Consider the following 21,999-nt stretch of genomic DNA (forward strand, 5'->3'; position numbering starts at 1 on the left):
CCTCGATTTCATAACTTCGACGGATCGAGGATTACAGCGTTGAGGTCCTGGTATTCCTCGCAACCCGTGCCGCAGATCGCCTTGATCATGTTCAACTGCTCCTTGGCGAGATCGATGCGGCCCTTGACGACGTAGGCTTCGCCAAGATATTCACGAACCTTCGCATATTGGGGATCGAGCTTGACCGACTGAAGGTAATAGGAGATGCCTTCGTCCGTTCGGCCGAGCTTGCGGGTGGCGTAGCCGCGATAATTCAGCACTTCCGCATTGTTCTGATCCTTGACGGTGTCGAGTATCGCCAGCGCTTCTTCATAGCGGCCGGCCTTTGCCAGCGAATAGGCATAGTCGGTGCGGTTCTCATCCGTCACATTGGCGCCCTGCTGCTTCACGCACTGCTTCGATCTCTTGTCATAGATCTGACCCTTTTTGCAGGTGGGCGTGTTCGCGCCGCCACCGCCACCGCCACCGACGGCGAAGACGGGAGTGGAAAGCATGGAAGCGGCGATGCAGCCGCCGAGGACGAGAGAAGCGATACGGACAATCGTGGTCGTCATGGGATATCTCCGGGAAAATGACGTTGCCGCGAAAGAACACGCCTGTCCGGCATTTTATTCGAACGGCGCAAGGCATTTTTGCATCACCTTTTCGTGACGAAACCGGTACGAATAAATCGCCTTCAGAGGTGTTCTCCGCTTTACCGCCGGCAAAAGGAGAATGCCGTGAACGATACGGTCAAATTTCTGAGCCTCGCCATTGCAGTGCCCGAACACATCATCACCCAGGCAGAAGCAGCCGAGGCATCGGCCCGCCTCTTTGCCCGCCGCTTCCAGGACTTTCGGCATCTTGCGAGCGTCTTCGACAATGCGGGCATTACCAAGCGGCATGCGGCGCGGCCGCTCTCATGGTTCGACGAGCCGCATGGCTGGCAGGACAGGATGGAGGCCTATGCGGAGGTCGCAAGCAGCCTCTTCATCGAAGCGGCGACCAATGCACTGCGGCAGGCCGATCTGCAGGCAAGCGACATCGATTGTGTCGTCACCGTCTCCTCCACCGGGTTTACAACGCCGAGCCTCGATGCGCGGCTTGCCGGAAAGATGGGCTTTCGGGCGGATACAGAGCGCGTCCCCGTGTTCGGGCTTGGCTGTGCTGCCGGCGTCTCGGGCTTCGGCATCGCGTCGCGTCTGGCGAAGGGCAAACCGGGCAGGACCGTGCTCTTCGTGACGATCGAACTCTGCACCCTCGCCTTCCGGCTGGACGAGCTGACGCGGCCCAATATCATCGCAACCGCACTCTTCGGCGATGGTGCCGCAGCTTGCGTGCTTCGCAATGGTGGAGACGGCATCGCCGAAGTGGAGTCGAGCGGTGAACATCTGTTTCCCGACACGCTCGATATTATGGGCTGGAAGATCGACGACGCAGGCTTCGGCATCGTGCTTGCACAGTCGCTGCCACCCTTCGCGGAGACGGAGCTTGGTCCCGCTGTCGACGCGATCCTTGCCCGCAATGGCCTGTCGCGTCAGGATATCGACCGTTTCATATGCCACCCGGGCGGAACCAAGGTGCTGGCAGCAATGGAAAGTGCGCTTTCGCTCGCGCCCGGTTCGCTGGATCACGAGCGCGACGTGATTTCCGACTATGGCAACATGTCCTCGCCAACCGTCCTCTTCGTGCTGGAACGCGCAATCCGCGCCGGCCTGCCCGACCGCGCTGCGATGATCGCCATGGGACCGGGATTTTCCGCAAGCTGCGTTACGCTGCGGAGGACGGCATGATGCTTGCGTCCATCGCGCTTTTGACCTTCGTCACGGTCCAGCGGCTCGGCGAACTTGTTCTCTCCAGGCGCAACACGGCCGCGCTTCTTGCAAAAGGCGCACGCGAGACCGGGGCGGAACACTACCCCTACATGGTCGCGCTGCATGCCGCCTGGATCGGCGGGTTGTGGCTGCTCGCCATGGAGAGGCCGGTGAACCTTGTTTGGTTCGGCATCTTCATGCTGCTGCAAATCCTCCGCCTCTGGGTGCTCGCCACACTCAAGGAGCGGTGGACGACGCGGATCGTCGTTCTGCCGGAGGCGCCGCTCGTCCGTAGCGGGCCATATCGCTTCATCCGGCATCCGAATTATGCGATCGTTGCAGGGGAGATCGCGGTCCTGCCGCTTGCCTTCGGCATGCCGCTCTACGCGGCGGCCTTCACGATCTTGAACGCGCTCATGCTCGCCATCCGCATCCGTGCCGAAAATGCCGCACTCAAAACGGCAATGATTTTGAAATAAAATGCGATTTTTCAATTGCGCCATTGCAATCCTAAGGGCATTTTCGACCCTTGGAATTCAGTGGGCTGCAGGGAAAAATGACCAAGAACGCAATCGTGCTCGGTGCCGGCATCGTCGGTGTTTCGACGGCAATTCATCTGCAACGGCGTGGACGGCAAGTGACGCTGATCGACCGCAAGGATCCCGGCAGCGAGACCTCGTACGGCAATGCGGGACTGATCCAGCGTGAAGGTGTCGTGCCTTACGGCTTTCCCCAACAGATCGGACTGCTGCTGCGCTACGCGCTCAACAACCGCATCGACGCGCACTATCACCTGAAGGCCCTCCCGGGCCAGCTCGCCTTCCTCGCCCGGTACTGGTGGAACTCCAATGCACGGCGCCATGAGATGATCACCCGTGCCTATGCGCCGCTGATCGAGAACTCGATCCTGGAGCACAAGGACCTGATCGAGGCGTCGCATGCAGAACAGCTGATCCGCAAGGATGGCTGGATGAAGATCTTCCGGACCGAAGTAAAGCGCGACGAAGAGCTTGCTGAGGCCGAAAGCTGGCAGAAGGAATTCGGCGTCAGCTATGAAACGCTGTCTTCCGCGGATATTGCCCGCATGGAGCCTAGCCTCATGAAGACCTTCGCCGGCGGCATCCGCTGGCGCGATCCCTGGTCGGTCCTTGATCCGCAAGCGCTGACTGCCGCCTACCGCAGCTATTTCGAAAGCCTTGGCGGCCGCTTTGTTGTCGGCGACGCCGTTTCGCTCGGCCAGTCGGGTTCCGGCTGGAAAATCATGACGTCCGAAGGCTCGATCGAGGCAGACGACGCGGTGATGGCGCTCGGCCCCTGGGCTGCGGTTGCAACGAAGCGGCTCGGCTATTCCTTTCCGCTTGGGGTCAAGCGCGGCTACCACATGCACTATGCGGCGCAAGGCAATGCCGTCCTCAACAACTGGACGCTCGATGCCGAGCGCGGCTATTTCCTCGCGCCGATGAACCGCGGCATCCGGCTGACCACCGGTGCGGAATTCGCAGCACTCGACGCGCCGAAGACGCCGGTTCAGCTCGACCGCGCGGAAAAGGTCGCCCGTACCGTCTTCCCGCTCGGACGCAGGCTCGATCCAGAGCCGTGGATGGGCGCGCGCCCCTGCACGCCGGACATGATGCCGATCATCGGCAAGGCGCCGCGGCACAACGGCCTGTGGTTCGCCTTCGGGCACGCGCACCACGGCCTGACGCTCGGGCCGGTGACCGGTCGCGTGCTGGCGGAACTGATCACCGGCGAGACGCCGTTCATCAATATTTCCGCCTATTCTCCGCAGCGCTTCAATCCGTAGCGGCACGACAAGACGTGGCGGCTTTCATCAGAGTTGTGCTTCGATGGCCGCCTTGTCGATGATCGACCATACCTCATCGATCTTTTCCCGATCGAAGCGATAGAAGACGTTTTCGGTGAAAAAGACTCTCTGTCCGTTGACTGGAAGGCCGAGAAACGTTCCCTTCGGCGTGCAATCGAAAGCCAGCCGGCATGCAATAAGGGGTGGGTCGGACGTCAGCAACTGGACGTCAAAACGAAGATCGGGAATCTCCTCGAAATCCCGCTCCAGCATCGCCCGATAGCCTGCCAGGCCAAGCCGCCGGCCATTGTGGCGCACATCGTCGCCGACGAAGCGCCTCAGCTGCTGCCAGTCCCGCGCGTTCAGGCAGGCGATGTAGCCGCGATAAATCGTGGAAAGTTCGGCCCTGTTCAAGGCAAGTCCTCCGGGCACTGGACTTCTATGAGCACTCAAAGATGGCCGCTTCGAAGAGGCCGTCAATAGATCGTGCTCAGGCAACGCCGAGCGGCGCTAGCTTCTTTCGGGCTTCCTCGGCGATGTCTTCGATCGTGTCGTCGATACCCACCGTTACGACCCCTGGCTCGCCGGTCGGCACTTCCAGCGTTTCGAGCTGACTTTCAAGCAGCGACGTCGGCATGAAGTGACCCGAGCGATGCCCCATGCGCTCGCTCAGCAGCTCCTTCGAACCTTCGAGATAGACGAAGAAGAGATTGCCGCCGGCCGCAACCCGCAGCCGCTCGCGATAGATGCGCTTCAGCGCCGAGCAGGAGACGATGACGCCATCGCCTTTTGCAAGAGCCGCCTTCATGGCTTCACCGATGAGGTCGAGCCAGGGCATGCGGTCCGCGTCGGTCAGTGGAATGCCTTTCGACATCTTCTCGACGTTGGATGCCGGATGAAGCTGGTCGCCTTCAATGAAGCGAAGACTGAGCGCCTCCGCCAGTTTCTCGCCGATTGAGGATTTTCCGGAGCCGCTGACGCCCATGACGATGATTGCATGGGCCTTGTTCGTCCGCTCCGGCATTCCGTCCTCCGTCGTCGCCTGCCTCCGTTCAGTCGAGTGGAAAATGACAGGCGTATTTTTGTTCGCCCTCTCCACTTAGTTCAGGCTCCACCCGACGGCAATAGTCCTGCGCCTTCCAGCAACGCGGGTTGAAATGACAGCCGGTTGGCGGCTTTAGCGGCGAGGGAAGCTCGCCCTGCAGACGGATGCGGCTCTTGGCGCGATCAGGATCGGCGATCGGCGTCGCCGACAGAAGTGCCGCCGTATAGGGATGACGCGGGTGCGCAAAGACTTCGGCCGCCGGCCCTGTCTCGACCGGACGGCCGAGATACATGACCATCACATCGTCGGCGATATGGCGAACGACCGAAAGACCATGCGAGATGAAGAGATAGGCAAGCCCCATTTCCTTCTGCAGATCCATCAACAGGTTCAGCACCTGCGCCTGGATCGACAGGTCGAGCGCCGAAACCGGCTCGTCGAGCACCAGCACCTTCGGCCGCAGCATGAGGGCGCGGGCAATCGCGATACGCTGGCGCTGGCCACCGGAGAACATGTGCGGATATCGATCGTAGTGTTCCGGCCGCAGCCCGACGCGCGCCATCATTTCCTCTGCCTTGCGACGGCGCTGTGCGGCATCGAGATCGGTGTTGATTTTTAGCGGCTCCTCGAGGATCGCACCGACCTTCTGGCGCGGATTGAGCGATCCGTAAGGATTTTGGAAAACGATCTGCACCTGGCTGCGGAGACTCCGGTCGCCGACGCGAGCTGGCTTGCCGTCGATCAGCAGTTCGCCTGCCGTCGGGTCTTCGATCATCGTGACCAGGCGCGCGAGCGTCGACTTGCCGCAACCGGATTCGCCGACGACGGCAAGCGTCTTGCCGGAATAGAGACTGAAGCTCACGCCGTTCAGCGCCTTGACGGTCGCCTCCGATTTGAACATGCCGCGATTGACAGTGTAGAAACGGGCAAGATCCTTGCCCTCGAGAACGGCGCCGGTCATACGAAGTCTCCAGCGGATTGCTTCGGCATCACGCCGGGATGACCGAGCGGCTTGCCGTCTTTCAATGGATAGTTGCAGAGTGCGAGGCCGAGTTCCGTCCCCTGGCGGACGACGCCACGATCGCATTCGACCGTCGCATAGCCGCAGCGCGGCGCAAAGAGACAGCCGCGCGGGCGGTCATGCTGGCCGGGAACGACACCGGCGATCGACGGCAAATGCTGGCCGACTTGGGCACGCTCCGGCAGGGCGGAAAGCAATGCGGCGGTATAGGGATGATGCGGGTCGCGGAAGAGTGCCTTGACCGGCTGCTCCTCGACCTTTTGTCCGGCATACTGAACCTGCACCCGCTCGGCAGTTTCGGCGACGACGCCCATGTCGTGGGTGATCAATACCAGCGCCATACCCTGCTCCTTCTGCAGGCGCACGAGCAGATCGAGGATCTGCGCCTGGATCGTCACGTCGAGCGCGGTCGTCGGCTCGTCGGCGATCAAGAGCTTCGGATTGCAGGCGAGCGCCATGGCGATCATCACGCGCTGGCTCATGCCGCCGGACATCTGGTGAGGGAAGTTCGACAGACGATCTTCCGGCGCCGGGATGCCGACAAGGTTCAGGAGCTCGATCGAGCGCTCGCGGCGCTCCTTGCGGTTCAGACCCATGTGCACCCGCAGACTCTCGCCAAGCTGGAAGCCGACCGTGAAGCATGGGTTCAGGCTCGACATCGGCTCCTGGAAGATCATCGCCATGTCCTTGCCGATAATCCTGCGGCGCTGTCGGCCGGAAATGCCGATGAGTTCCTTGCCGTCGAAAGTCATGCGGTCAGCGGTGATCTTCGCCGTCCAGGGCAGAAGGCCCATCATGGCGAGCATTGCAACGGACTTGCCGGAGCCGGATTCGCCGACGATCGAGAGGATCTCGCCCTTGTCGCAGCTGAGCGATACGCCGTCTACGGCGCGGAAGAGACCGGAAGACGTCTGGAATTCGACGGTCAGATTCTGAATATCGAGAAGTGGCATCATGACCTCTTCAGCTTGGGATCGAGCGCATCGCGCAACCCGTCGCCCATCAGGTTGATGGCAAGAACGGTAACGAGGATGGCAAGCCCCGGGAACGTTACGACCCACCAGGCGCGCTGGATGAACTCTCGCGCTTCGGCGAGCATTGTGCCCCATTCGGGTGTCGGAGGCTGGGCGCCCATGCCGAGGAAGCCGAGAGCCGCAGCATCGAGGATCGCTGCCGAGAAGGCGAGCGTCGCCTGGACGATCAGTGGCCCGAGACAGTTCGGCAGGATGGTCTTGAACATCAGCCGCAAGGTGCCGGCACCGGCGACGCGCGATGCGATGACATACTCCTTCTCACGCTCGGCCATGACCGAGGCACGCGTCAGGCGCACGAAATGCGGCTGGTTGACGATGGAGATCGCAATCATCGCGTTGATGAGGCCGGGGCCAAGGACCGCGACCAGGACGAGGGCCAAAAGCAGCGACGGGAAGGCGAGGATGATATCCATCAGGCGCATGATGGCGATATCGATGCGGCCGCGGAAATAGCCGGCCACGAGGCCGATCAGCACACCAGCGATCACCGAGAGCGTCACGACGACAACGCCGATGAAGAGCGAGAAGCGCGCGCCATAGATGAGGCGCGAGAGAATGTCGCGTCCGACAGCGTCCGTCCCGAGCGGGAAGGACGAGCTGCCGCCTTCCATCCAGAACGGAGCAAGAAGCAGCATCTGCCGGTTCTGCTCGTTTGGTGCATGCGGCGCAACGAGCGGCGCAAATAGCGCCACGACGAGAATGAGGACGAAAACGGCGAGGCCGATCACGGCGCCCTTGTTTCGCGAGAAATAATACCAGAACTCCGCAAGAGCCGATGGGTGGGCGGTTTTTGCTGCGACCGTGCCGGTCTGCATGTTTGTCGTACTCACGGGACCGCTCCTAATACCGAATACGTGGGTTGATGAAGCCATAGGTGATATCGACGATCAGATTGACCAGCATGATGATGCCGGCAATCAGCAGCAGACCACCCTGGACAACCGCATAGTCCCGCTTGAACACCGAATCGACCATCCACTTGCCGATACCGGGCCAGGAAAAGATCGTCTCGGTCAGGATCGCGCCCGCTAGAAGGACGCCGATCTGCAGACCGATGGTCGTCACAACCGGTATCATGGCGTTGCGCAGTGCATGCACGCCAACGACTCGAAGTGGCTTCAAGCCCTTGGAGCGGGCAGTCCGCACATAGTCTTCGCCAAGCACTTCGAGCATCGCCGAGCGGGTCTGGCGCGCGATGACGGCAAGCGGAATGGTGGCAAGCACGATCGTCGGCAAAATGAGATAGCTGACGGCGGAGCGGAAGGCGCCCGCCTGGCCCGACAGCAGGCTGTCGATGAGCATGAAGCCGGTGACCGGCTTGAAGAAATACATGAGCGAGATGCGGCCCGAAACGGGCGTCCAGCCGAGATAGCCGGAGAAGAAGATGATGAGCAGCAGGCCCCACCAGAAGATCGGCATCGAATAGCCGACAAGGGCGACCCCCATCACACTCTGGTCGAACCACGTGCCTCGCTTGACGGCGGCAAAGACGCCGGCGGGCACGCCAAGACAGACCGCCAGAAGAATGGCACAAAGCGAGAGCTCGAGCGTTGCCGGGAAGAGCGCACCAAAATCACCGAGAACCGGGCGCTTCGTGACGATCGACGTTCCGAAGTCGCCCTGCAGCACTTTGCCGAGGTAATCGAAGTACTGGATGTACATGGGTCGGTCGAAACCGAGATCGTGCATGATCTGGGCGTGACGCTCAGGCGCCATCACGCGTTCACCCGACAGAAGCATGACTGGATCGCCGGGAAGCATGCGGATGAACGAGAAGGCAATGAGCGTGACGCCGAGGAATGTTGGGATCAGGACCGCGAGGCGCCCGATGAGAAATCGCAACATGGCAGATGTTCCAATAGTTTCCGGCGGTCAGGGAACCTGACCGCCGGCCAGCCCGGCGTTAGCCGGGCATTCTTGCATAATTCTTGTTATTCGGAAATGTCGACGCCGTCGAAGCGGTGGTAGCCGAGCGGATCCTGGACGAAGCCGGAAACCTTCTTGCTGACCGGAATGAAGACGAGCGAATGGTCGAGCGTTGCCCAGGGAGCTTCCTTCTTGAAGATCAGCTGAGCCTGCTCGTAGGCCTTGGTGCGCTCGGCAACATCTGCCGTCGTCTTGGCCTTGGTCATCAGGTCGTCGAATTCCTTGTTGCACCACTGCGCGCGGTTGTTGCCGCCGACCGCGTCGCAGCCCAGGAGCGTATCCATGAAGTTGTCCGGATCGCCGTTGTCACCGGTCCAGCCGAGGATAACGGCACCGTCACGGTCCTTGGCGGAGGAGAGCTTCAGGTATTCGGCCCATTCATGGGTCACGATCTCAACTTCGACGCCGATCTTTGCGAGGTCGGCCTGCATCAGTTCGGCTGCGCGGCGAGCATTCAGCATGTACGGACGCGAGACGGGCATCGCCCAGAGCTTCATCTTGAGATCCTTGACGCCGGCATCGGCAAGCATCTTCTTTGCCGCATCCGGATCATACTTGTCGTCTTCGACGGCATCGTTATATGACCACATCGTCGGCGGGATCGGGTTCTTGGCAACCGCTGCAGCGCCCTGGAAGACGGCATCGATAATCGCCTGCTTGTTGATCGCCATGTTGAGAGCCTTGCGGACTTCAACCTTGTCGAACGGCGGGACCAGCGTGTTGTAGGCAACGTAGGAAACGTTGAGGCCGGCCTGTTCCATGACGGTCAGGTTCTCGTCCTTCTTCAATTCGGCTACGTCGGCAGCATTCGGGTACGGCATGATGTGGCATTCGCCGGCCTTCAGCTTCTGCGCACGGACGGCAGCGTCGGAGGTGATCGCGAAAACGAGATCGTCAATCTTTTCCTTGCCCTTGAAGTAGCTCTCGTTGGCCTTGTAGCGGATGACGGCATCCGGCTGGTAGGCGACGAAAGTGAACGGACCGGTGCCGAGCGGCATCTGGTTCATCTGGTTCATCTTGCCGTCAGCCGCTAGCTTGTCTGCATATTCCTTCGACAGGATCGAAGCAAAATCCATGGCGAGGTCGGCCATGAAGGGTGCTTCAGGATGCGCCAGGGTGAACTTGACCGTCAGGTCGTCGACCTTCTCGATCGACTTGATGAGCTCCGGGAAGCCCATGCCGGCGGCATATTCATAGGAACCGCCTTCGACATACTTGTTCCACGGATTGTCGGCCTTCAGCTGGCGCTCGAAGGAGAAAATGACGTCGTCGGCGTTGAGATCGCGCGTCGGCGTGAAAAACTCGGTCGTCTGGAACTTGACGCCCGACCGCAGCTTGAAGGTGTAAACCGTGCCGTCGTCGGAAACGGTCCAGCTTTCAGCGAGACCCGGCTCGATCTCGGTGCTGCCGTGCTTGAATTCGACGAGGCGGTTGTAGACGGTGCGCGAGGTCGCGTCGAAGGTCGTGCCTGCGGTGTAGAGGCCCGGATCGAAGCCTTCCGGCGAACCTTCAGAGCAATAGACAAGGGTTTTTGACCAGGCCGACGTCGCCATGACCGAAGCCAGGGCCGTCGCTGCCAGCAGGACGGAGAGCTTTTTCATAATTTTGTTTCCCAGGTTTGTTCTTTTTTGATCTTTGGAGATCGAGCACAAATATTCCCGATCGGCGGGCCGATGGAACGATATTTATTTGCTGAAAGCAACGGTATCTGCAGAAAATTTTTCCAGTTGGACAACTTTAGAAATTTTCCGTCAAAAATCGGCCTCATTTGGAAATAATCGGACGTAAGGAGCTGAGTTTTTGTCGCTTTTGGTATAATTTCGCGCTTTTTGGATACACGAAAAAGCCACTCGGCGTTCAATCCGGAGGAGCTAAACGCAAAAACCGCAGCTGCATGCTGCGGCTGCGGTCGACGAGGCTTATTCGACTATTACGTGTCAGGCGTCAGGCAGCCGGAGCGCTGATGGCGGGTTTGCGGTAATCTTCGCCAGTCAGGCCGAGAAGGAAGTTGATCTGCGGGCGCGCCCTCACGAGATCGTCGATCGAATATTCAGCCAGCACGTCGAAGAAAGCGTTGAGCGCCTTGCGCAGCGCCGAGTTCAAACCGCAGCTGTCGACCAGCGGGCATTCGACCGCGCCGTCTTCGAAGCACTCGGCCATCGCAAAACTGTCTTCAGTGACTTTGACGACGTCGAAGAGGCTGATGTCCTTCGCCGGTTTGCCAAGCCGGACGCCACCGTTGCGGCCCCGGACGGTTTCAACCAGGCCTGCCTTGTTCAGCGGCTGCAGAATTTTGAACAGGAAGAGTTCAGAAACCCCGTATGCCTTGGCAATTTCGGGAATCCGGCTCAGACGTCCTTCATTGGCAGCGCAATACATCAACATGCGAACCGCATAGTTGGTCTGCTTCGTCAATCGCATGCCGTTCTCCTGAATCGCGCGGGCTGGATACTCGTATGGATGCTATATAGTGGCTTTCGTAGTTTTGAACAATTCCAAAATATGAAATTTACATTCACGTTTGCACAGCTAGCCGCAGCCGCGCCATTTCAGTTAGCGTTTCCGGCGTATTTCAGGATGGCTTCTTTCCTTTCTGGCGTACCGGGATGCGTGGAGAGCATGCTGGTTTCGGAGTGGTCGCCAAGTTTCGTCTCGATCATATCGAAAAAGCGCACGATCGCGGCCGGGTCCATACCGGACCTTCTCATCAGCTCGACGGACCTGCGATCTGCTTCGCTTTCGGCTGATCGCGAGTAGGAAAGCGCCAGCAATCCACCGCCTTGGGTCAGGACATCTTCAACACCTGAGCCGACGTCTCCGGCAATCAGCATTACCAAGCCTGCGATGCCGGCGGCGCGATAGATTTGACGCAGGCTGTGCTTATGCTCGACATGGCCGATCTCATGGGCAAGAACGGCGGCAATCATTTCGGTGTCGCCACCTGCCATTTCCACGAGTTCATCCGTCAGGACGATATTGCCGTCCGGCAGCGCAAAAGCATTCGGGCCGATCAGGCCGCCGGAGCGGAAATTCAGCTTGTAACCCCTGACACCACCCTGCGCATTAATTGACACGCGCTCGAAGCGCTCGAGGATGTCTTGCTGGAGATTCGCAGACAGGCGGCTCGGTGAAAAGGCGGTATTGTCGAGCGCGTTGATGGCACCGGATGAAATCAGCTGCGGCACAACTGGAGGCGTAACGAGGACTGCAACCTCGACCATTGCCGGAAGCGCAAAACGATAGGTGCCGAATGCCAGCAGAACAACGCAGAGAGCAAATAGCAGAATGCGCGGATGAAACCTTTCCAGATGATAGGCGCGGCTGACTGCCTTCCTTCCCCGTGCCCGGAGAAAGGCGTCCACGGCGTCATTGTCGCGTGTTTCGAACACCGAACGGTCGGGAAACGTGACCCGGCGCGGGATCGATCCGACGCGAGAGCTGAACGACAAGGCCGCGAAGGGGGCGGCCGAATGAACCGCCCCCTCGTTTGCCTGGGCAATGACCTCCCCACTGCGCGAAACCAGTTGCGCAACAATCGATCCGTTGGAGTTCGGCGGATACCAATCTCCATGTGCAATGACTTCCTCCTCAGAAGCCAAAGTCGAATCCTTCCATGCTCATATATTCCGCGCCGATCGCCGCTCCGCGTGCTTCCACGGCGGTGACAACCTGATCTATCTCTCCATCGACAAGGATTGCGGTATGCTCGACAATGTAACGTGCCTGACGCACCGCCGCCCAAGGACGCATCAAGCCGAGCGTGCAGATGGTTACCAGCAAATTCGACAGAGCGATCCAGGCATAACGTCCGCGACCCAGATCGCTTCTGAGCTGGTGACGCCCATCGATGGTCATAGATGACCAGACGATGTTGTGAACCGCTGCCCGATAGACAAGGGCTGCCAGGCCATAAACGATGAAGACGCCGAAAAGCGCCAGATAGAGCAATCCAACAATCGCAGCCGTCGCCTCGCGCTCGTCAGTCTGCGCACCATCGAGTAGCGGCATGACTGCACCTGCCGCGCCCAAACCGATGACCGCGAGGATGATGCCGCCAACGACAACCATCAGCGCCGGGATCACGAGAGCCCGATAGAGTGAGCCGATACGCGGATCGGTATGGAACGTACGGTCGCCGTAGCGCAGGTTGTTAAATACATAACGGTTGAGCCAGCGGCTGGCGAACGGCGCGAGCAGGCCGAGGGATATCGCCGCCAGCAGGCTTGCGAGAATGACCGCGACGAAGGCGCCGCCGGCGCCGCCTACAAAGTCAAACCGAACATTCCTGTAGCTTGTGACACGGGCATTGAACCGCATGCCCCGCATGATCAGCCAAGGCAACGCGACAAAGATGGCCAACGTCGTGACAAGCGAAAAGAGCGGGTTGATGGTGGTTATGACGTTGACGATGATGATGGCAGCAAAGACGATCAAACGGCCGATGAAAATCTGCTTGCCGGTCGCATGATATTCGAACGCGCGTCCGAGCAGGACCGTATTGCCATAGAAATACCGGTTGCGCCGAACCTTCGCCCAGGCCGAATAAATACCGAGCGTGACGATCGTAAGAAGCACGTTCACGATCCAGATGCCGAAATACTCCGAAGCGCTGCCCGTGAATTTCGCGCGTTGAAACGGATTTGCCGGCGTGTCCGCCAGCATCTGGTTCTTAAAAAGCATTCGCTGTTTCCCTACCCCTTCGCCGGCCGATCCGGCGTCTGGGCGAAAACTAGCCAGTCTTCCTCAAGCTGAGAAGCATGCGTATGAAAATTTAACAACTTAAAATCGCAAAATTGGGGGCCGTGGTGGCCCCCAATCGGTATTCACGTGCTTTTCGATACTACTTCATGGTCGGCATGACGAATTCGGCGCCGTCCTTGATGCCTGACGGCCAGCGGGCGGTGACGGTCTTGGTCTTGGTCCAGAACTTGATCGAGTCCGTACCGTGCTGGTTGAGGTCGCCGAAGCTGGAGGCCTTCCAGCCGCCGAAGGAGTGATAGGCGAGCGGAACCGGGATCGGAACATTGATGCCAATCATGCCGATATTGATGCGCGAGGCGAAGTCGCGGGCGGCATCGCCGTCGCGGGTATAGATGGCGACGCCGTTGCCGTATTCGTGCTTCATCGGCAGATCGAGGGCCTCTTCGTAGTTCTTGGCGCGGACGACTGAAAGCACAGGTCCGAAGATTTCGGTCTTGTAGATGTCCATGTCAGGCGTGACGTGATCGAACAGCGAACCGCCGACGAAATAGCCGTCTTCATAACCCTGCAGCTTGAAGCCACGGCCGTCGACGACGAGTTTCGCGCCCTGCTCGACGCCGCGATCGATCAGGCTATTGACGCGGGCATAGGCTTCCTTGGTGACGAGCGGTCCCATGTCGGCCTTGTCGTCGGTATAAGGGCCGATGCGCAGCGACTCGATCTTCGGGGTCAGCTTCTCGACGAGGCGGTTTGCGGTTTCCTCACCGACGGGAACCGCAACCGAGATCGCCATGCAGCGTTCGCCAGCCGAACCGTAACCTGCGCCCATCAGCGCGTTGACGGCCTGGTCCAAGTCGGCATCCGGCATGATGATCATGTGGTTCTTCGCGCCGCCGAAGCACTGGGCACGCTTGCCGTTCATGGCGGCAGTGCCATAGACGTAACGGGCGATCGGCGTGGAACCGACGAAGGAGACGGCGCCGATATCCGGGTCCGTCAGGATCGCATCGACGGCGGCCTTGTCGCCGTTGACGACGTTCAGGATGCCGGCCGGAAGTCCGGCTTCGATCATCAGTTCGGCCAGACGCAGAGGAACGGACGGGTCGCGCTCGGAGGGCTTGAGAATGAAGGCGTTGCCGCAGGCGATTGCCGGCGCAAACATCCACATCGGGATCATGGCTGGGAAGTTGAATGGGGTGATGCCAGCGCCAATGCCGACGGCCTGGCGGAGCGAATACATGTCGATCGCCGGACCTGCGCCTTCGGTAAATTCGCCCTTCTGCAGATGCGGGATACCGCAGACGAATTCGCAGACTTCAAGACCGCGGACGATATCGCCCTTGGAGTCTTCGACAGTCTTGCCGTGCTCCCTGGAGAGCAGCTCGGCAAGCTCGTCCATATGCTTGTTCAAGAGTTCCACGAACTTGAAGAAGACGCGGGAGCGGCGCTGCGGATTGGTTGCGGCCCACTTCGGCTGCGCCGCCTTGGCGTTTTCGACCGCGGCACGGATTTCCTCGACGCTTGCGAGCGCCACCGTCGCCTGAACCTCACCGGTTGCCGGGTTGTAGACGTTGCTGCTGCGGCCGCTTTTGCCCCCAACATGCTTGCCGCCAATGAAATGACCGATCTCACGCATGGATGTGCCTCCTCTTTGATTTCCGTTGATGGTGCATAATCGCACTTCAATTTGCACAAATCAATGCAATGCGATAAGCAACCGTTGTGCAAAAATTGAAGCTCCAACTGCGAGCACTCCTCCAGCAGGCCTTCTCAAGGCGCAACCCTGGACAGCCGCGCGCAAGGGGCCGAACTCAAGAGGAGGTCGTCCATCGATGAGCGGCAAACGTGTCGTGAGAATGGCGGAACTGGAGATAGACCCTGCCCAGCTCGATGCCTATCGTGCGCTCCTGGCTGATGAAATCGAGGCGTCGGTCGCGTCCGAACGAGGCGTGCTGACCCTATACGCGGTCTCGATCAAGGATCATCCGGAAAAAATCTGCATCTTCGAAGTCTATGCCAGCCAGGAGGACTACGAAGCGCATCTCCGAATGCCGCATTTCCTCAAGTACAAGACGGCGAGCGCCCGCATGGTCCGGTCGCTGTCACTCATTGATGTCGATCCCATCATTCTGCGGGGTAAGACCGGCGATCATTTGGCGACGCAGGTTGGCAGCAAGGACACAAGAACATGAACTGGGACGACGTCCGCATCTTCCTCGCCGTAGCCAGAACGGGGCAGATCCTTGCCGCCTCCAAGCGGCTGGGGCTCAACCACGCTACCCTCTCGCGGCGCGTGACGTCGCTCGAGGAGGCCCTGAAGACTCGCCTCTTCACTCGCCGCACCAATGGCTGCGAACTGACTGCCGAAGGCGAAGTGTTCCTCGCCTCGGCAGAGCGGATGGAGACGGAGATGCTCGCCGCGCAGGCCAACCTCGGCCGCACCGACACGGCTATCGCTGGCACCGTCCGGGTCGGGGCGCCGGACGGCTTCGGCGTTTCCTTTTTGGCCCCGCGGATCGGACGGCTGATCGAGCGTCATCCAGAGCTGAAAATCCAGTTGGTGCCAGTGCCGCGCTCCTTTTCGCTATCCCAACGCGAGGCGGACATCGCCATCACGCTGGAACGGCCCGAACAGGGGCGCCTCGTATCCTCGAAGCTGACCGACTATACGCTGGGGCTCTATGCCTCGCGCGGCTACGCCGAACAGAACGGCCTGCCCGACAACAACGAGGCGCTCAAGCAGCATCGCCGCATCGGTTATGTCGAGGACCTGCTCTTCTCTCAATCGCTTAATTTCACCGGAGAGGTCATGCGCAACTGGAGCGCTGGCTTTGAGATCTCCTCGGCGACCGGTCAGACCGAAGCGGTGCGTTCCGGCGCTGGAATCGGCATCTTGCACGACTACATCGCCCGGCAGTATGACGAACTGGTTCGTATCCTGCCCGATGTCTCGATCCGGCGTGCCTACTGGACGACCTATCACGAGAGCGCCCGCGATCTGGTGCGCGTACGCACCGTCGCCGACTTTCTTCAGGAACTGGTCGGCGCGGAACGTCAGATATTTCTCTGACCACCGGCCTGCTTTGCTGGCTCTTCGTTTTCGTCCGGATTGGGATTGGGCGTCTCGTCCGGCAGGCGATCGGGATCCGGCTCCTTGACAGGCGGCTCCGGTTTCCAGCCAGGCCCTGGCATCGGCGGCTGATCGGGGATAGGTTCGTTGGGAACGGACATCCTGCTCCTTCCGTCTTCGATTGCTCACTTGTCGGTTTTCAGGGATTCGGCCGCACGCATCGGCATGCTGTCGATGATGGCAAAGAGTTCGCCGTTGCTCATCGGCTCGCTCACCTTGAGCTTCACCGTTCCATCCTTGCCGACAAGGGCGGCTGCGAATTCACCAGCCTCGGGAGCCCCAAGCTCCTTTCGAAGCGCCCTTTCATTCAAATTGCCGCCTGCGCCGAAGATCGGCTTGACCGTGCTGCCAGAAATCTTGAGAATGACCATGTCGCGCTCACCCAGGCCGGTACGATCGGCAAGCAGCTGGTTTTCCTGGCGCGCAGCGCGGCTATTGTCCTTGTCGGCGAAAATGACCAGAACCCGGCTCTTCCACCGGAACTCTTCGAGGCTTGCGACCGGCGCCTGAGCGCCGTCCGTCTCTTCGACCTTGGTTGCACCGTAAAGAAGCGTTTTTGACATTCTCATTCTCTCCCGTCGTCTGTAAAACGGCGGGAGGATGGGCAGGTTCCATCATTTCGGAGGGCATGGCGCAAAGCCAAAAAAAGCCGGTCAAAATTGACCGGCTTTTTAGTTCGTTCACAGTGTAGCCTTACAGAGGAACGAAATCGGACGGCGGAACCTGCAAGGCGGCAGCAATGCGCCGCAACTTGGCAGGATCGGCATTTTCCCCATTCTCGATTTCGATGATTTCATTGGTGACAAGCCCACAGGTGACCGCCAGATCATCGACGCTGTAACCAACAGCCTCACGCGCTTTCCTGACCTCGGCGGCAACATTCATCGCGGAAACCACCGTCGCTTTGGATTCATCCAGATTCTTGAGAGAAATGGACATTAAAGTCTCCTTCTAAAAGCACTCTGATGTAACCCCCGGCACAAAATGACATTCCGGCTCACATTTTGCAACGCAATATAACACAAAGTTTACCTTCGCTGCGGTGGCTAGATAGGGAGCCGGTGCCAGAGGGCAATAGTTCAGCAGATAACAAGCCGGACGGCCCAAGCGGATCTGCCGAATTTCGGTTTTTTGAGAGGAATGGTACGGTTGGGTGGTCTCGAACCACCGACCTCAGGTGCCACAAACCTGCGCTCTAACCAACTGAGCTACAACCGCACAAATCGCGCCTGGCGCGACGGGGGTCACATACGAGGACTTGGAAATTAATTCAAGCCCTATCTCCCCTCAATGTACAAAAAGGCCGGACATACGGTCCAGCCTTTTGTTTGATTGCGCTCGTAACGGATCAGGCAGCCTTGAAGGAGGCCATGACCTTTTCGGCGGCTTCCTTGCTGGGCTTTGCGAGCTTCTCGGCAACCTGCTTGGAGGTTTCCTGCATCGACTTCGCTTGCTCGACGGTCAGTTCCGCCTGCTTGCGCAGGAAAGCGGTCTGAAGTTCGACGAGTTCTGCAATCGACTTCACACCGAGCAGAGCTTCCATGTGCGAGAGGGAATTTTCAGCATTCGTGCGGAGTGCGTCGATCGCCTTCAGGCCGATTTCGACCGTGCCGGCCTGCGCGGTCTGAACCGTGGCTTCGAGGGTCTTGCCGGCATCTTCGCCGGCGGCCTTCATCTTGGCATAGGCTTCACGTGACTGCTGGGCGCCTTTTTCCGCGAAGTCGCGGAAGGATTCGGCGAACTTGGACGGGTCGAAGGAGGACATTGAAAAAACGTCGTCGATCTTTATGTTAGCCATCGAATTAAGCTCCTTGGGTTCAGGCGAACAACGCCTGGATAGTTTGGATATATCTTATATAAGGCATTCCATTGTGCATTGCAACATAATTGTGCGTCGCACAACGAATTAACCTTTCCGCCCGAAACCCGACCCCTGCGCTGGACCCATTTCCGGCGCGTCGTTATTAATAGACTGTTAATTTTTGAAGAGGCCGAAAGGGACAAGGTTCCGACATGCCCGCAGTCCAATACCCGTTCATCGACATTGCCGTGCATCAACGGGTGCGGGAACGCTTTTCGCGTGGCGAAGCAATGGTGCTTTTCTCGGCCGACCTTTCCCGCCTGCTCTGGGCCAATGGCGCCGGCGCGGAACTGTTCAGCCAGATCGCCGTCTATGACCTTCTCGATCAGGGCGTGAATCGCGCCGACATCACCTTCCGCCAGATCGAGACGACCGCTCGCCAGCTCGCCGCGATCGGCGACACCAGAAGCCTGGTGATCCGGATCGCCAAGGGCTTCCGGCGAGCTCCGGCCCAAGCAACTGCCGAAATGATCGGGCTTTCGTCCGGCGAGCGCGGCATTCTGTTCTCGGTTCCCGTTTCTTCACAACCGCTTCCTGCCGCAGAAACCGCAGCGCGAATGCTACAGGGGCTCGACGATCCCGATACGCATATGGCCGTGATCGGAGCGGAAGGCGAAGTCATTGCGTCCTCGCCCGGCTTTGCGTCGCTCGGCATCACCCAGCAGACCGCCAAAACGCTGACCAACCTTGCAGGCGCCCATCCCGACCGGCTCGTCAAGCGCCCGGTCGCAACCGGCAAGGGTTACCTGCCCGCTGCCGTCGGCAAGCTCAGCGACGAGCCGGCGCTCAATCTTCTCTTTGCCGTCGAGACCGTGCTTGGCAATCTCGACCCGATCGACGCAACAGCGCCAGAAGAGCCGTTATCCACAGCCGCCGTTAACCATATCGACGAGCCGAAGGGCGAAAGATTCGACGACGCGCTCAATGCAGTTGCGCATATCCAGGACGTCGAAGAAGCGCTGGAGATTGTCGACGGCGAGGAAACCAAGCCCGTAGCCGAAGCGGCAGATGAACCGCTCATCGATCACGAAGAACCGGAAGAGCTTATCCTTTCCGAACCCGAGATGCCGCTCGCTGACCGCGCGGAGCCGGCCGGCGACGACACAGTGGACGCGCAGACCAGGACAGAGCCTGCCGATGCCGAGGTGCGGCGCGAGATCGAACCTGCCGGAAGCAATCCGGGGCACGAAACCGAAGATGGCGGCCAAGACAAGGTGGCCGCCCAGCCGACAGCAAACGGCTTTGCGTTCAAGCCAAACAGCCGCGCGACGCGCTTTGTGTGGAAGATCGACGCCGACGGCCACTTCAGCGAAGTGTCGGGTGAATTCGCCGATGCCGTCGGTCCACACGCAGCCAACATCATTGGCGTTGCCTTTTCCGACATCGCGGCACTCTTCAACCTCGATCCCGAAGCCAAGATCGCCGAAGCGCTCGAGCGCCGGGATACATGGTCAGGCAAGACGATCCATTGGCCGATCGAGGGGACGAGCCTGATCGTTCCCGTCGACCTCGCCGCGCTGCCGACCTATACGCGCAACCGGGAGTTCGACGGCTTCCGCGGCTTTGGCGTTGTCCGGCTTTCCGATGCAACCGAGGATCCGCTGGCGCTCGGTCTGACGCTCGGCGCCGATGCCTTCGGCCGCGACACGGCCGGCCCCGAACAGTCGCCGGAGGAGGCTGCTCCGGAGGCATCCGACGTGCAGCCCCAGCCGGACGTGCCGCAAGCCGCACCGGAGCCCGAGGCGGCCTTCGAAACCGCGTCTCGCGAAGAGCCGCCCGTCCTGCGCGTGGTGGAAACGCCGAGCCGCCGGCTGACGGACAAGATCATTCAACTCCATGGTGCAGGTCCGGCGCTGAGCGCGGCCGAGCAGGCAAACTTCCGCGAGATCGCCAAACGCCTGGAAGCTTTCGGCGTTCGCGACGATGAGCCGGCTCCCACAGAGCCCGATGGTGCAGAGAGCCCGGCTCCCACAGAGCCGGCAGAAGGTGCATCCGAAGGCGTGCCGAACGAGGCAATCTTCGAGAGCGCGAGCACGGCCGCCGAAAAACCGGCCGATGCAGCGGAGCACGTCGAGACGCCCGAGCCGACTGAGGACGATGCCACCGAGGGCCTGCACGAAACCTTCAGCCCGATCGAAGTGCTGCACAGTGCCATCCCGCCGCGGGTGAAGATGACGGACGGGCTATCGGCCAATACCGTCGACCAGTTGCCGGTTGCCGTGCTCGTCCATGCCGGCGATGCGCTGATCCACGCCAATCCCGAATTCATGCGTCTGACCGGCTATGCTTCGCTTGACGATCTCAGCGATGTGGGCGGGATCGACGCGCTGCTTCAACGCCGCGACTTGGATGAAAAAGCGGGCCGCCCGGGCGCAATGGTGCTCGTGACGGCCGACGACTCGCTCGTGCCGGTCACCGCCCGCCTGCAATCGATCCGCTGGGAAGAATCCAGCGCGCTCATGCTGGCGCTGATGCCTGTCGAGGGAAGCGACGTTGCGCCGGCTCAAAACGAAGAAACCCGCGCGGACATCCGCTCCGACCGCATGATCGAAAAGGTCGCCAAGCTGCAGGTCGAGGTGGAAGAACTCCGCTCCATCCTGGAAACGGCGACGGACGGCGTGGTCGTCATCGGCGCAGAAGGCGATATCCGATCGATGAACCGCTCGGCAAGCGCGCTTTTCAACTATGATGAGGAAGAGACCCGCGGCAAACCCTTCGTGATGCTCTTTGCGCATGAGAGCCAGAAGGCGGTGCTCGACTATCTGAACGGCCTTTCCGGCCATAGCGTCGCAAGCGTTCTGAACGACGGGCGTGAGGTGATCGGCCGCGAGTCATCCGGCGGCTTTGTTCCGCTGTTCATGACGATGGGCCGGCTCACCTCCTCGAGCGGCTATTGCGCCGTTATCCGCGACATCACTCAGTGGAAGCGCACCGAGGACGAGCTTCGAAATGCGAAGGGCGCCGCCGAAACGGCGAATGCCCACAAAACGGATTTCCTCGCGCGCATCAGCCATGAAATCCGCACGCCGCTCAACGCCATCATCGGCTTCTCGGACATGATGGCGAGCGAGCGCTTCGGTCCGATCGGCCATCCGCGCTACATCGAATATGCAAACGACATCGGCCGCTCGGGCCGCCATGTCCTCGATATTGTCAACGATCTGCTCGATATCTCGAAGATCGAAGCGGGTGAGATGGATCTCGATTTCGCATCCGTCGGCCTCAACGAGGCGATTTCGGAGGCCGTGGCTCTGGTCCAGCCGCAGGCAAACGGACAACGCGTCATAATTCGTACGGCGCTGTCGCAGTCGGTGCCGAATGTCGTTGCCGATCTCCGCTCCGTCAAGCAGATCGCTCTCAACATCCTTTCCAACGCCATCCGCTTCACGCCGTCAGGCGGTCAGATCGTGGTTTCAACGTCATATGAAGCCAATGGCAGTGTCGTGCTGCGTGTGCGCGATACCGGCATCGGCATGACGCGCGGCGAACTCGACCAAGCGATGAAGCCGTTCAGGCAGGTTTCCGCCCAGTCGCGCCACCGCGGCGATGGTACGGGTCTCGGCTTGCCGCTGACCAAGGCGATGGTGGATGCAAACCGGGCGATCTTCTCGATCAATTCGGCGCCGAACGAGGGCACGCTCGTTGAGGTCACCTTCCCGTCGCAGCGCGTGCTGGCAGGCTGAA

Annotated in this window: 22 protein-coding genes and 1 tRNA gene; 6 read left to right on the plus strand and 17 right to left on the minus strand. The window is 60.1% G+C overall.

Going from position 1 to position 21,999, the window contains the following annotated elements:
- Positions 1 to 8: 8 nt before the first annotated feature.
- Positions 9 to 554, minus strand: coding sequence for a tetratricopeptide repeat protein (locus BLP23_RS03555; RefSeq protein ID WP_092583561.1), 546 nt, complete (start codon positions 552 to 554; stop codon positions 9 to 11).
- Between the two features lie 165 nt (positions 555 to 719).
- Here BLP23_RS03555 and BLP23_RS03560 point away from each other — a divergent pair, with 165 nt between their 5' ends.
- From BLP23_RS03560 to BLP23_RS03570, 3 genes are all read left to right on the plus strand, one after another.
- Positions 720 to 1,772 carry a type III polyketide synthase gene (locus BLP23_RS03560; RefSeq protein WP_092583562.1) on the plus strand — a complete coding sequence of 351 codons (1,053 nt, stop codon included), beginning with the start codon at positions 720 to 722 and terminating at the stop codon, positions 1,770 to 1,772.
- Positions 1,769 to 2,272: an isoprenylcysteine carboxyl methyltransferase family protein gene (locus tag BLP23_RS03565; RefSeq protein ID WP_092583563.1), complete on the plus strand. Its 504-nt coding sequence runs from the start codon at positions 1,769 to 1,771 to the stop codon at positions 2,270 to 2,272. The genes BLP23_RS03560 and BLP23_RS03565 overlap by 4 nt, the downstream gene beginning before the upstream one ends.
- Positions 2,273 to 2,349: 77 nt before the next feature.
- A complete protein-coding gene (locus tag BLP23_RS03570; protein WP_092583564.1) occupies positions 2,350 to 3,597 on the plus strand; it encodes an NAD(P)/FAD-dependent oxidoreductase in 1,248 nt (415 codons plus the stop codon).
- A gap of 27 nt (positions 3,598 to 3,624) precedes the next feature.
- Here the strand turns inward: BLP23_RS03570 and BLP23_RS03575 are convergent, their stop codons facing one another.
- The 11 genes from BLP23_RS03575 to BLP23_RS03625 form a co-directional block, all read right to left on the minus strand.
- Positions 3,625 to 4,011 (minus strand): ester cyclase, encoded by a 387-nt coding sequence (locus tag BLP23_RS03575; RefSeq protein ID WP_092583565.1) that lies wholly within the window; start codon positions 4,009 to 4,011, stop codon positions 3,625 to 3,627.
- A gap of 76 nt (positions 4,012 to 4,087) precedes the next feature.
- Positions 4,088 to 4,621, minus strand: a complete 534-nt coding sequence (locus BLP23_RS03580; protein ID WP_092583566.1) for a gluconokinase — start codon at positions 4,619 to 4,621, stop codon at positions 4,088 to 4,090.
- Positions 4,622 to 4,649: 28 nt separating this feature from the next.
- Entirely contained in the window at positions 4,650 to 5,603 is a 954-nt protein-coding gene (locus tag BLP23_RS03585; RefSeq protein ID WP_092583567.1) for a peptide ABC transporter ATP-binding protein, read from the minus strand.
- Positions 5,600 to 6,616 carry an ABC transporter ATP-binding protein gene (locus BLP23_RS03590; protein ID WP_092584257.1) on the minus strand — a complete coding sequence of 339 codons (1,017 nt, stop codon included), beginning with the start codon at positions 6,614 to 6,616 and terminating at the stop codon, positions 5,600 to 5,602. The genes BLP23_RS03585 and BLP23_RS03590 overlap by 4 nt, the downstream gene beginning before the upstream one ends.
- A complete protein-coding gene (locus BLP23_RS03595) occupies positions 6,616 to 7,512 on the minus strand; it encodes an ABC transporter permease subunit (protein ID WP_092583568.1) in 897 nt (298 codons plus the stop codon). Before BLP23_RS03595 ends, BLP23_RS03590 begins: the two co-directional genes overlap by 1 nt.
- A 25-nt stretch (positions 7,513 to 7,537) precedes the next feature.
- The gene (locus BLP23_RS03600) at positions 7,538 to 8,542 is read right to left on the minus strand and encodes an ABC transporter permease subunit (RefSeq protein WP_022717233.1); all 1,005 of its coding nucleotides are present in this window, start codon (positions 8,540 to 8,542) and stop codon (positions 7,538 to 7,540) included.
- Between the two features lie 86 nt (positions 8,543 to 8,628).
- Positions 8,629 to 10,224 (minus strand): ABC transporter substrate-binding protein, encoded by a 1,596-nt coding sequence (locus BLP23_RS03605; RefSeq protein ID WP_092583569.1) that lies wholly within the window; start codon positions 10,222 to 10,224, stop codon positions 8,629 to 8,631.
- A gap of 343 nt (positions 10,225 to 10,567) precedes the next feature.
- Complete coding sequence (gene rirA / locus BLP23_RS03610) at positions 10,568 to 11,044, minus strand: iron-responsive transcriptional regulator RirA (RefSeq protein WP_022717231.1); 477 nt, start codon at positions 11,042 to 11,044, stop codon at positions 10,568 to 10,570.
- A 128-nt stretch (positions 11,045 to 11,172) separates the two neighbouring features.
- A complete protein-coding gene (locus BLP23_RS03615) occupies positions 11,173 to 12,222 on the minus strand; it encodes a M48 family metallopeptidase (protein WP_092583570.1) in 1,050 nt (349 codons plus the stop codon).
- The gene (locus BLP23_RS03620) at positions 12,212 to 13,303 is read right to left on the minus strand and encodes a YjgN family protein (RefSeq protein ID WP_233426621.1); all 1,092 of its coding nucleotides are present in this window, start codon (positions 13,301 to 13,303) and stop codon (positions 12,212 to 12,214) included. The genes BLP23_RS03615 and BLP23_RS03620 overlap by 11 nt, the downstream gene beginning before the upstream one ends.
- A gap of 160 nt (positions 13,304 to 13,463) precedes the next feature.
- Entirely contained in the window at positions 13,464 to 14,960 is a 1,497-nt protein-coding gene (locus BLP23_RS03625) for a CoA-acylating methylmalonate-semialdehyde dehydrogenase (RefSeq protein ID WP_092583571.1), read from the minus strand.
- A 196-nt stretch (positions 14,961 to 15,156) separates the two neighbouring features.
- Here BLP23_RS03625 and BLP23_RS03630 point away from each other — a divergent pair, with 196 nt between their 5' ends.
- Both BLP23_RS03630 and BLP23_RS03635 read left to right on the plus strand, forming a co-directional pair.
- Positions 15,157 to 15,516, plus strand: a complete 360-nt coding sequence (locus BLP23_RS03630; protein ID WP_092583572.1) for a putative quinol monooxygenase — start codon at positions 15,157 to 15,159, stop codon at positions 15,514 to 15,516.
- Positions 15,513 to 16,394 (plus strand): LysR family transcriptional regulator, encoded by an 882-nt coding sequence (locus BLP23_RS03635; RefSeq protein WP_092583573.1) that lies wholly within the window; start codon positions 15,513 to 15,515, stop codon positions 16,392 to 16,394. The genes BLP23_RS03630 and BLP23_RS03635 overlap by 4 nt, the downstream gene beginning before the upstream one ends.
- On the opposite strand, the gene BLP23_RS33580 is transcribed toward BLP23_RS03635, so the two are convergent.
- The 5 genes from BLP23_RS33580 to BLP23_RS03660 form a co-directional block, all read right to left on the minus strand.
- Positions 16,379 to 16,555, minus strand: coding sequence for a hypothetical protein (locus BLP23_RS33580; protein WP_092583574.1), 177 nt, complete (start codon positions 16,553 to 16,555; stop codon positions 16,379 to 16,381). The two genes, BLP23_RS03635 and BLP23_RS33580, sit on opposite strands and share 16 nt — an antisense overlap.
- Positions 16,556 to 16,579: 24 nt before the next feature.
- A complete protein-coding gene (locus BLP23_RS03645; protein ID WP_092583575.1) occupies positions 16,580 to 17,017 on the minus strand; it encodes a DUF4174 domain-containing protein in 438 nt (145 codons plus the stop codon).
- 130 nt (positions 17,018 to 17,147) lie between these two features.
- A complete protein-coding gene (locus BLP23_RS03650) occupies positions 17,148 to 17,393 on the minus strand; it encodes a helix-turn-helix domain-containing protein (RefSeq protein WP_022717225.1) in 246 nt (81 codons plus the stop codon).
- A 202-nt stretch (positions 17,394 to 17,595) separates the two neighbouring features.
- Positions 17,596 to 17,672: transfer RNA gene (locus BLP23_RS03655), tRNA-His, on the minus strand.
- A 130-nt stretch (positions 17,673 to 17,802) separates the two neighbouring features.
- Positions 17,803 to 18,252 (minus strand): phasin, encoded by a 450-nt coding sequence (locus BLP23_RS03660; RefSeq protein ID WP_039844018.1) that lies wholly within the window; start codon positions 18,250 to 18,252, stop codon positions 17,803 to 17,805.
- A 215-nt stretch (positions 18,253 to 18,467) separates the two neighbouring features.
- Here BLP23_RS03660 and BLP23_RS03665 point away from each other — a divergent pair, with 215 nt between their 5' ends.
- The gene (locus tag BLP23_RS03665; protein ID WP_092583576.1) at positions 18,468 to 21,998 is read left to right on the plus strand and encodes an ATP-binding protein; all 3,531 of its coding nucleotides are present in this window, start codon (positions 18,468 to 18,470) and stop codon (positions 21,996 to 21,998) included.
- Position 21,999: the final 1 nt, after the last annotated feature.

The sequence above is a fragment of the Rhizobium mongolense subsp. loessense genome (assembly GCF_900099775.1).
Classification (GTDB): Bacteria; Pseudomonadota; Alphaproteobacteria; order Rhizobiales; family Rhizobiaceae; genus Rhizobium; species Rhizobium loessense.